Origin of the sequence: Streptomyces torulosus (genome assembly GCF_001419765.1) — a bacterium.
Classification (GTDB): Bacteria; Actinomycetota; Actinomycetes; order Streptomycetales; family Streptomycetaceae; genus Streptomyces; species Streptomyces torulosus.
In genome coordinates this window covers 1-9,188 of record NZ_LIRK01000812.1, presented here as the reverse complement: position 1 = coordinate 9,188, position 9,188 = coordinate 1, and the positions used below count along the sequence as shown (strand labels likewise).

General features: G+C 71.5%; 8 protein-coding genes. 3 read left to right on the top strand and 5 right to left on the bottom strand.

Annotation, left to right across the window (positions count from 1 at the left end):
- Positions 1 to 99: 99 nt before the first annotated feature.
- From AOK23_RS40560 to AOK23_RS40550, 3 genes are all read right to left on the bottom strand, one after another.
- The gene (locus tag AOK23_RS40560; protein ID WP_055717420.1) at positions 100 to 960 is read right to left on the bottom strand and encodes a nitroreductase/quinone reductase family protein; all 861 of its coding nucleotides are present in this window, start codon (positions 958 to 960) and stop codon (positions 100 to 102) included.
- 460 nt (positions 961 to 1,420) lie between these two features.
- On the bottom strand, positions 1,421 to 2,797 hold the full coding sequence (locus AOK23_RS40555) for an MFS transporter (RefSeq protein ID WP_206336426.1): 1,377 nt from the start codon (positions 2,795 to 2,797) through the stop codon (positions 1,421 to 1,423).
- Positions 2,798 to 2,983: 186 nt separating this feature from the next.
- Complete coding sequence (locus AOK23_RS40550; RefSeq protein ID WP_240496790.1) at positions 2,984 to 3,673, bottom strand: Clp protease N-terminal domain-containing protein; 690 nt, start codon at positions 3,671 to 3,673, stop codon at positions 2,984 to 2,986.
- Positions 3,674 to 3,969: 296 nt separating this feature from the next.
- Between AOK23_RS40550 and AOK23_RS40545 the strand changes: the two genes are divergently transcribed.
- The 3 genes from AOK23_RS40545 to AOK23_RS40535 all read left to right on the top strand — a co-directional run bounded on the left by AOK23_RS40545 (position 3,970) and on the right by AOK23_RS40535 (position 5,900).
- A complete protein-coding gene (locus AOK23_RS40545) occupies positions 3,970 to 4,494 on the top strand; it encodes a helix-turn-helix domain-containing protein (RefSeq protein ID WP_055717419.1) in 525 nt (174 codons plus the stop codon).
- A gap of 264 nt (positions 4,495 to 4,758) precedes the next feature.
- A complete protein-coding gene (locus tag AOK23_RS40540) occupies positions 4,759 to 5,379 on the top strand; it encodes a hypothetical protein (RefSeq protein ID WP_055717422.1) in 621 nt (206 codons plus the stop codon).
- A 176-nt stretch (positions 5,380 to 5,555) separates the two neighbouring features.
- A complete protein-coding gene (locus AOK23_RS40535) occupies positions 5,556 to 5,900 on the top strand; it encodes a DUF2516 family protein (protein ID WP_055717421.1) in 345 nt (114 codons plus the stop codon).
- A 73-nt stretch (positions 5,901 to 5,973) separates the two neighbouring features.
- Here the strand turns inward: AOK23_RS40535 and AOK23_RS40530 are convergent, their stop codons facing one another.
- Both AOK23_RS40530 and AOK23_RS40525 read right to left on the bottom strand, forming a co-directional pair.
- On the bottom strand, positions 5,974 to 7,389 hold the full coding sequence (locus tag AOK23_RS40530) for a PP2C family protein-serine/threonine phosphatase (protein WP_055717418.1): 1,416 nt from the start codon (positions 7,387 to 7,389) through the stop codon (positions 5,974 to 5,976).
- 421 nt (positions 7,390 to 7,810) lie between these two features.
- A complete protein-coding gene (locus AOK23_RS40525) occupies positions 7,811 to 8,932 on the bottom strand; it encodes a C40 family peptidase (protein WP_055717417.1) in 1,122 nt (373 codons plus the stop codon).
- Positions 8,933 to 9,188 lie beyond the last annotated feature (256 nt).

Here is a 9,188-nt window from a genome sequence, read left to right as displayed (position 1 = left end):
CGGTGAGCGGCGGACGAGCCCGATCTCCCCCCCCAGGGGGCTCGTCCGCCGCTCACCGGCTTGTCCGTGTCCGGGGCGGCCCACCCGCCGCCCGCCGGGTCAGCCCGCGGCCGAGGCGGCGTCCAGGGCCGGGATCAACTGCTGCTCCTCATAGTCGAGATGGGCTTCGAGCTCGGCTATGAGCCGCTCCACGTCGGCGAGTACGGCCCCGGGGCCGGCGTTCTCCGTGGCCGTCAGTACCCGGCGCAGGTCCTCGACCAGGGCGGCGATCCGCTCGTGCTCCTCACCGAGGCGGGTGAGGGTCGGGGCCAGCTCCGGGTGCCGGTCGGCCAGGAACGGGAACAGCATGGTGTCCTCGCCGGTGTGGTGGTTGTGCAGCCCCTGGCAGAAGGTGAGGCAGTTGACGCGGAGCTGCGCGCCTAGGGTGGCCTTGCCACTGCTCGCGATCAACTCCTGCTTGATCAGGTCGAGTTCACGGCGGAAGGCGTCGTGGACGACCTTGATGGCCTCGCCCATGGAGCCGGCGTTGATGTGCGGAGGGCCGGCCACGGGGACCTCGCGGAGGGCGACGACCGGGATCGTACGGTCCGTCTTCGCCTGGTACTCGGCCCACCCCGGGTCGGACTCGACGGCCCGAGCGAACGCCCGGTCGCGTTCGTCGCCGTCCAGGACGACGGCGTCCGCCTCGTAGGTGAACACCCCGCTCTCGACGGTCACGCGGGGGTTGGCGAGGACGTTCCGGTACCAGTCGGGGTGCTTGGGCGATCCCCCGGCGGACGCGATGACGAGGACCGTGCCGTCGCCGTCGGGGAGGTAGCCGAGGGGGGTGGTGTGCGGGTTGCCCGTACGGGCGCCGATGGTGGTCAGGAGGAGCAGGCGGGCGCCTTCGAACATGCCGCCGACCTTGCCGTGGTTGGCGCGGAACTCTTCGATGACCGGCTGGTTGAAGGGGTTGGGCATTCTCAGCTTTCTGTCGATGACGATGCCGACGACGACGCGCGGGGGCCGAGGCGCGACAGAGCGCCGCAGCGTCGCGGGTGTCGTGGTGTGTTGGCAGGGGTGATCGCCGCGCTGTGCGCGTCACGGCGGGAAAGGAGGAGCAGCGCGGTGCGGTGCAACGAGGTGCAGGCGATGTCATACGGCGCGATGCACGCGCTGTCCTTGGTGTGCTGTGGCGCGGTGCTCCCACGCGCCACGACAGGCGGACCCCTGGCCCGCCCCGACCTCACTCAGAGGCCGGGCAACCCATCCGCTCACGGCCCAAGGCCGACCCGGCAGTCATGCGGGCAACCGTAGTGGGCGTATGCGGACGCGGGCAACGAGTTATCGGGGAACGACCGCGAAGGGCGTGTGTCAGCGGCGTTGCCGGGCACGGGGCCGAGTGCCACCGCTCCTGCCCATCGACTCGTCCGCCGCCACCTCACTTGCTCTCGCCGGACAGCGGCCCCGCCTCAGCCGACTCCGCCAGGCCAGCCTCCAGGCGTCCCACTGGACCACCCTCCAGGTCACCCTTCGTCTCGCCCTTCGTCTCGTCCTTCGGTTCGCCCCCGATGGCCCCACGCCTGCTCCCCCAAGCCCACAGCACCGTGGCCACGAGGGCCAGGGCGATGGTCGCGAGGCCGGAGGCGGCCAGGACGGGGCGGGGGCCCAGCGCGGCGGTGAGGGGGCCGCCGAGGGCCGTGCCGACGGGGGCGGCGGTGAGGAGGGCGGCGCCTCGGGCGGCCAGGACCGTGGTGAGCCAGGCCGGCGGCGTACGGTCCTGGAAGAGCGTGTAGGACAGGGCGGTGAAGGGGCCGTAGATCACGCCGCCCAGCGCGAAGCAGGCGAGGGTCACGGCGGCCGGGGCGCCCAGCCCGAACGGCACCAGCACGCAGCCCCACCCGGCGACGATCGCCAGGGTGACGGGCCACAGCGGGAGTCGACTCAGGGCGCCGACGGTGAGGCCGCCCACGACGGCACCCACGCCGAAGAACGTCCAGTACAGCCCGAGCAGACTGGACTCGGCGTGCAGATCGGCGGTGACGTGGAGCGGGAGCGCGACCTCGACCGGGCCGTAGAGGAAGTTGAAGAACCAGGTCAGGGCGAGGACGCCGAGCAGTTCGGGCTGCCTGCGCAACAGGTGGAGCCCGGCCGCCGACTGGCCGGTGTCGACGGGCGCGGCCGTCTCCGCGGTCGTCGCGGCGCCGCCGAGCCGGCCGACCTGGAAGGCGAGTACGGCGAAGGACGCGGCGTCGATGCCGATGATCCAGGCGGGGCTCAGCACGGTCGCCAGGAACCCGGCGATGGCGGGGCCGATGATGATGGAGGCGGAGGCGCTCGAACTGACCAGGGCGTTCGCGGCGAGCCGTTGCTCCGGCGGCAGGATGCGGGCGAGGAGGGAGTACTTGCCGGCGCTGCCCCAGGCGTGGAGCACCGACGAACCGGCGAGCAGGACGACGTACAGGACCGGGTGCAGTACGCCCAGCAGCCAGGCGAGCGGCACACAGCCGAGGAGTGTGGCGCGGATCCAGCTGTCGGCCGCCAGCAGCCGCTGGGCGGGCATCCGCCGCAGCCACCGGCCGAAGACGAGCGCCCCCACGGCCCCGGGCAGCGCGTACGCGGCGATCGCGGCGCCGACCAGCAGCCCGGACCGGTCGGGTGGCGCGATCTCCACGGCGAGCCACGCCACGGCCACCACGCTCATCCCGTCCCCGAGATCCGAGGCCGCGAGCGCCGGCAACAGCCGCCGGAACTCGACGTGGCCGAACAGGGGCCGGTACGCGGACGGCAGCAGACGGGAAGCCCAAGACGAAGTCACCCGCAAAGCCTCGCGGATCAAGCACAGTTGAGGTCAAGGCTTTATGTGTCACGTTCCGTACGCGGTCGGTCGGCGGCGATCATCCGGCTTCCGCCGACCCGGCGTCGGCAGGAGGGCCATCGGCGGCCTTGATGGCTGCGGCGTCGGTCGCGTCGGCCGCATCGTCGCCGGCGGTGATACCGGCGGCTACGCGTTCGTGGCGGTGGCGGCCGGGTCGAAACCGGCCTCCGTCAGGATGTCGGCGGCGACCCCGCGCCCGACCCCGGCGAGCCCGACCAGCAGGTCGTCGCAATCGATGCGCTCGGCACCCCGCTCCCCGGAGCGCGCCTCGGCGAGGGCGATCGCCTTGCGGGAGTAGGGCGTCCAGGCGATCCGCTCGGCCGCCTGTGAGGCGCCCATGCTCAGCCGGTCGCCGACCGAGCGGTGGACCGTCTCCGGCGCGATCTCGGCGGCCCGCAGCAGCCGGGTGGCGGTGTTGTCCTCCGCGGTCAGCCCCCACAACAGGTGCTCGGTGCCGACGTAGTTGTTGCGGTGGTGCACGGCTGCCTGCTTGACGTGGACCATGGCCCGGCGCAGCCCCTCGGTCATCGTCTCGGGCCCGTAGCGCTTGTGCGGGGCGTGGAAACGCTGCTGAACCGCCTGCCGGCTCACCCCGAGCGCTCCGCCGATGTCCGTCCACGACGAGCCGTGCATACGACAGTGCTCGACATAGTCCTCGACCAGGTCGTCCGCCAACGCCTGCAATTGACCGGCCAGTTGCGCCGCGACCGTCAGCAGCGCGAGCCAGTCGGGCTGTTCCTGACCACCGGGGCGGTGCGCGGTGTCGCACCGCCGGTCGACTTCCGCGATGAGATCGTCCAGATCCGGGAGTGTCATGAGGCAAGTACGCCTTGACAATCTGAAATTGTCAACGAGACCTTGCCTTTTCGGGGTCGAGGGTCGGGCTAACTCTTGACGGCCTCCGTGACGCGCGGGGCGGCCGCGGCATGCGGGGTCAGGCGCTGGAAGCGGAAGGCGGCGGGGGCCATGAGAGGCCGGGCCGCCGCGGGGCGCCTTCAGGTACTCGGCAACGCCTCCGCCGACGTATGCCGGCTCGGTCGGGCGACGTGGCGTGGCGCACTTTTGCAAGCAGGTGCTTGCAATAGTTAGCGGGGGTGGGGCATGGTGGAGGCATGGCAACGCTCAACGTCGGCAATCTCGGTGAGTACCTGCGTGAACAGCGGCGAAACGCGCAGCTGTCGCTCAGGCAGCTCGCCGACGCCGCCGGGGTGTCCAATCCGTATCTGAGCCAGATCGAGCGCGGGCTGCGCAAGCCGAGCGCGGAGGTGCTCCAGCAGGTCGCCAAGGCGCTGCGGATCTCCGCCGAGACGCTGTACGTGCGGGCCGGGATCCTCGACGCCGAGCGGGACCGGGACGAGGTGGAGACGCGCGCCGTCATACTCGCCGATCCCACGCTGAACGAGCGGCAGAAGCAGGTGCTGCTCCAGATCTACGAGTCCTTCCGCAAGGAGAACGGGTTCGAGGTCCGCATAGGCGACGGCGACGGCGAGGACGGAGACCCGGGTGCGTTCCGGGACGCGGACCGCGCCGACGCGGAGACCGCCGACGGCAACGGCGCCGGAGCGGCCGCCGGCCCCGCTTCTCCCGCGTCCGACGGCGGCGGCGCCGGTGCCGGTCCGCGGCTGACGGCGAGATGACGGAGCCAAGTCCCCTCGGACCGCACAACCGCACAACCGCAGACCCCGTAGAACCGCACGACCGCTCGACCGCACCACCCCGTACGCGCGGACCCGCATCGACGCGGATCCGCACCCGCACAGACCGGAGATCCGGCCTCGTCGATTACGCCGAGCACGTCTGACGCGTTGACCGACTCGGACGCGGAACCCGTGGACGACGTCGACCGCGGGCCGGACCCACACAAACCCTCAGCCGAACGCCAGACCCGGAGGACCATCACCATGGCCATCACCGACGACATCCGCAAGGCCGTCACCGACCCGACGCCGCTCTACTTCGCCGCCGGTACCGCCGACCTCGCCCTCCAGCAGGCCAAGAAGGTGCCCGGCCTCGTCGAGCAGCTGCGCACCGAGGCGCCGGCCAGGATCGACGCCGTGCGCAACACCGACCCCAAGGCCGTCCAGGAGAAGGCGACCGCCCGGGTCAAGGAGACGCAGGAGACCCTCCAGACCAAGGTCACCGAGCTGATCGGCACCCTGGACACCGACCTCAAGAAGCTCGGCGAGAGCGCCCAGGACCTGGCGCTGCGCAGTGTCGGCGTCGCCGCCGAGTACGCCGTGAAGGCCCGTGAGACCTACGAGCGCGTCGCCGAGCACGGCGAGCAGGCCGTGCGCACCTGGCGCGGCGAGGCCGCGGAGGAGATCGAGGAGCTCGCGATCGCCGTCGAGCCGAACACCGCGCCCAAGGCCGAGCCGGTCGCGGTCAAGGACGAGCCGGCCAAGCCCGCCGAGGCCAAGGCCGCGCCCGCGCCGGCCGCCGCCGCCAAGAAGCCGGTCGCGAAGAAGGCCGCTCCGGTCCGCAAGCCGACGACCGCGAAGAAGACCACGCCGCCCGCCAAGTAAGGGGGTACGCGCCCACCGGAGGACGGTGCGGCGCCGGAGGAAACGGTACGGGGACGGGCCGGGCACCTTTGGGGTGTCCGGCCCGTTCTACGGGTACGGTTGGCCCCGTAGGAGTGTTCGGAAGACCGTGACCGTGAGAACCGCGAAGGCGAAGAGAACGGGTGGTGGTGGGCAGCATGCTGATGAACGGCTTCGCTGGGTTCATGGGACTGTTGCAGCTCGCAGTGATCGCCCTCGCCGCGTTCGCGCTGATCGACGCCACGTTCCGGCGTGAGGACGCGTTCCGGGCGACCGACAAGCAGACCAAGGTGTTCTGGCTGATCATCCTCGGGATCGCGCTCGTCGTGAGCGTGCTGTTCCCGCTCCTGTCGTTCCTGCCGATCATCGGCCTCATCGCCAGCATCGTCTACATCGTCGACGTGCGCCCCGCCGTGCGGCAGATCTCCGGCGGCGGTGGCCGGGGCGGCAGCCGCGGCTCGAGCAGCGACGGACCGTACGGGCCGTACAACGGCGGTCGCTGACCCCTCACCCGACCGTGCGGGCCGGACGACCGGACCGCCGGGTGCGTCGGGCAGGCCGGGCGGGCCGGGAGGGTCAGCCCTCGCGGTCCAGCAGGAGTACGGCCACGTCGTCGGTCAGCTCGCCGCCGTTGAGGTCGCGTACCTCGTTCACCGCGGCGCGCAGCAGTTCCTCGCCGCGCAGGCCCGCGGCCAGCTGGCGGCGGATCATCGCGACCATGCCGTCCTGGCCGAGCCGCTCCTTGCCCTCACCGATCCGGCCCTCTATCAGCCCGTCCGTGTAGAGCATCAGGCTCCAGGCGGCGCCCAGCTCGATCTGCGTGCGGGGCCAGCGCGCGTTCGGCAGCAGCCCGAGGGCCGGGCCGCCGTTGTCGTACGGCAGCAGCTCGGCCGGCGGCGCGGCGCCGTCCCGCCCGTGGCGGACGATCAGCGGCGCCGGGTGGCCGGCCAGGCACAGGCCCGCGCGACGGCCGTCGGGCGCGATGTCGACCGTGCACAGCGTCGCGAAGATCTCGTCGTTCTCCCGCTCGTGCTCCAGGACACGCTGGAGCGTCGAGAGCAGCTCGTCACCGCACAACCCCGCGAACGTCAGCGCCCGCCAGGCGATGCGCAGCTCCACACCGAGCGCCGCCTCGTCCGGGCCGTGCCCGCAGACGTCGCCGATCATGACGTGGACCGTGCCGTCGGGCGTGCGGACGGTGTCGTAGAAGTCGCCGCCGAGCAGCGCCCGGGAACGGCCGGGCCGGTAGCGCGCCGCGAACCGCAGGGACGAGCCCTCCAGCAGCGGCGTCGGCAGCAGGCCCCGCTCCAGGCGCGCGTTCTCCTGGGCACGCAGCCGGGACTCCGTGAGCCGGCGCTCGGCCGTGTCCGACCGCTTCCGCTCCACCGCGTAACGGATCGCCCGGCTCAGCAGCCGGCCGTCCAGCTCGTCACGGAACAGATAGTCCTGCGCGCCGACCCGCACGGCCTCCGTGCCGCGCTCGGCGTCACCGGAGTCGGTGAGGGCGAGGACGGCGTGGCGGGGGGCCAGCTCCAGGACGTGCTTGAGGACGGAGAGTTCGTCGATGTCGGTGATGGTCTCCGTGGCGGTGCCGCCGCCGGACGAGGCCGGGGCTTCGGGGCGGGCCGGGGCCGGCAGCGCCAGGTCCAGGAGGATGCAGTTCACGTCGTCGGTCAGCAGCCGCTGGGCCTCGGTGAGATTGCGGGCGGTGCGGACACGGATCGGCTTGCCCGCGGAGTCGAGCAACTCGGGCACGTTGAGCGAACCGGCCGGGTCGTCCTCGATCAGCAGCACCGTGAGGTTGGTGGGGCCGCTCGGGGCGACGGCACCGGCGGCCGGATGGGCCGGGTGTGTGGACTTGTCGGCAGGGGCCTGGGCCGAGGCGTTCAGGGCCGCCCCCTCTCCGGATGGGCCGCTGGGTGCGGGCATGGCGTGCGCCTGACCACTCTCCACGGCCGGGATGGCTCTCTGCCGCGGTACGGGTACGGGCATCGTCTTGGGTTCCTTCCCTCCCCCCGAGGGCACGGGCGGGGCGAGGGACCTCGACCCACCGACGGGGACCTTAGCGTCAGGCGCCGCCGCAACGGAATGCTTGGCGAGGCGCCGGACGGCAATCGGCCACCGTCATATGCCGCATCCAGTAGCGCATTTGGACATGACAGGGCTTTCCCCAGGGATGACGAATGTCACGCGATGGGGGTTGAGCCGGTGGCCGAAGGTGGTGAGAGTCACGTGTGATGGGTCACTTGGCCGCCGAGCGGCTCGCGGATTCGCGGGATTTCGGTGCATTGCGGGCGTAATGCGCACGGGTTGAGGGCGAGTACGACGGGCGGAACGCGGATGGAGCGCGGGTGAGTTGCGGTCGGTCGCGTCCCCGCCGGTCACGTCGCTCGTCGGCCACGTCGCCCGTCGGTCACGCGTCAGGGCGTACGACTCCCAGGATCGGCATGGTTCCCGCACCCGCGATCGTCACCGTCCGCCCCGGGCGCGGGGCGTGGACGATCGCGCCGTCGCCTATGTACATGGCGACATGGCTCGCGTCGGCGTTGTAGATGATCAGGTCGCCGGGGCGCATGTTCTCGACGGGGACGTGCTTGAGCTGACGCCACTGCTCCTGCGAGGTGCGGGGGATGCCCCGGCCGGCCGCGATCCACGCCTGACTGGTGAGGCCGGAGCAGTCGTACGTCCGCGGGCCCTCGGCGCCCCATTCGTACGCTTTGCCGATCTGGTCCGTCGCGAACTTCACGGCCTTCTTGCCCTGCTCGGATGCCTTGCCGTCGATCTCGTCGAGGATGCCGGAGTCCAGCCACGCGGCCTGCTTCTGCTGCGCGGCGTCCTCCTCCAGCTTCGCGAGCCGCTCCCGCTCGTCGTCCTCCAGATCGGCCTCCAGCTTCTCGGCGGCGGCGATCTGCTTCTTGATCTTCTTCTTGGCCTTCTCCTTGGCCTTGCGGTTCGCCTCGAGTTTCTGCCAGCGCGCCGAGGCGTCCTTGGAGTACTGCTCCAGGTCGTCCTGCGTGCGGTTCATCTCGGCGAGCAGACCCTTGGTCGCCAACTGCCCCTGGCGCAGCCGGTCCGCGCCCTCCAGGAACTCCTGGGGGTTCTCGCTCAACCACAGCTGCACCTCGGGCGGCAGACTGCCGCCCCGGTACTGGGCGCGGGCCGCGGCACCGATCAGGTCCTGCAACTTGTCCAGCTTCTCCTGGCCCTTGACGATCTCGTTCGCCAGATCGACGATCTCGGCGGACTGCTTGTCGGCCTTCTCCTCCGCCGCGTTGTACGCGTCCGTGGCCACCGCCGCGTCGTGGTAGAGGCCCTCCAGCTTCGCGCGTACGGCCTCCAACTCCTCGTTGGTGACCGGCGCGGAGTCCGCGTCGGCGGTGCCCGTGCCCGAGGGGGAGGGGGTCGGCGTCGGGGTGGGTGTCGGGTCGGTCGGCTGCGTCTGGCTCGCGTACGCGGTGACCGGTGCGCCCAGCACGGTCAACGCGCAGACCACGGCCACGGCCGCCATGGTCAGGCTCCGCTTGCCGGCTCCCATAGCCCTTGCCCCCAAACCCGTCCCGGCGCTGATGACTCACGCCAAGAGAACTGATTAACCGTCAGTAACTTCCGGCGCCTGGGTGATCGTGCCATGGAGTCGCGCAATGCGACAGAGGCGGGCAAGAACTCCCTTCCCCCTGCTCCCTCCCGTATGGCGGCGCCCCCGCCTGTGTGACGAACGACTCACCGGGTTCGTTCCCTCCGGTCACGAGAACGCTGCGGTGTGTCACCGGGGGTGGGGGGAGTTGGGGTGG